This is a genomic window from Arthrobacter sp. Hiyo1 (assembly GCF_001263615.2).
Lineage (GTDB): Bacteria > Actinomycetota > Actinomycetes > Actinomycetales > Micrococcaceae > Arthrobacter.
The window spans coordinates 201,693-202,433 of the sequence record NZ_DF952470.1 but is presented as its reverse complement, the minus strand read 5'-3'; the positions used below and the strand labels follow the sequence as shown (position 1 = coordinate 202,433).

The following is a 741-nucleotide window of genomic DNA, read 5'->3' as shown; positions in this document are numbered from 1 at the left end:
CCATCGCAGCCAACAAGGTCCCCGGCATCCGCGCCGTCACCGCCCACGACAGCTTTTCCGTGGAACGGGCCGTCCTGAGCAACAACGCGCAGGTCCTCACCTTCGGACAGCGCGTCGTCGGCCTGGAACTTGCCCGCCGCCTCGCCAAGGAGTGGCTCACCTACACGTTCGACGAGTCCTCAGCCTCCGCCGAGAAAGTCACGCTTATTAAGGACTACGAGGGTGTCACTTCCTGCTAAACCCGCCGTCGGCGGGACGAATGAGAAGGCGATCATCGGCGTCAGCCTGAAGATGTATTTCGGCTACGAGCGCACGCTCGAATACTGCCGGGAAGTGGCGTCCATCGCGGACGCGCATCCCGCGGTCCGGAGCGGCGAGGTCGAGTTGTTCGTCCTGCCGGCCTTCCCCGTTCTAGCGGACGCCGGCCGACTCCTCGAAACGTCCGGCGCAGGCACGGGCGCGCAGGACATCTTCTGGGAAGACGAAGGCGCATACACCGGCGAGGTCAGCGGGAAGATGGTGGCCGAGATCGGCGGCAGCTACGTCGAAATCGGGCACGCCGAACGCCGCAGGATCTTCGGCGAGGACCACCGGGTCATCGGGCTCAAGACCGCGGCAGCTACCGCAACGGCCTCACCCCGGTTCTGTGCGTCGGCGAACTGAACTCCGGTTCAGCCGAAGAGGCCATCGCCCATTGCTCCGCCGAGATCGACGCCGCCCTCAAGCGGGCGCAATCGCTCG

The 741-nt window shown here is 65.9% G+C and carries 2 protein-coding genes; both read left to right on the top strand.

The annotated features are described in order from the left end of the window. On the top strand, positions 1-239 hold a 239-nt coding region (locus AHiyo1_RS09875; RefSeq protein WP_172465563.1), incomplete at its 5' end, for an RpiB/LacA/LacB family sugar-phosphate isomerase. Then, a complete protein-coding gene (locus AHiyo1_RS09870; RefSeq protein WP_253257249.1) occupies positions 223-663 on the top strand; it encodes a triose-phosphate isomerase in 441 nt (146 codons plus the stop codon). The genes AHiyo1_RS09875 and AHiyo1_RS09870, both read left to right, overlap by 17 nt. Positions 664-741: the final 78 nt, after the last annotated feature.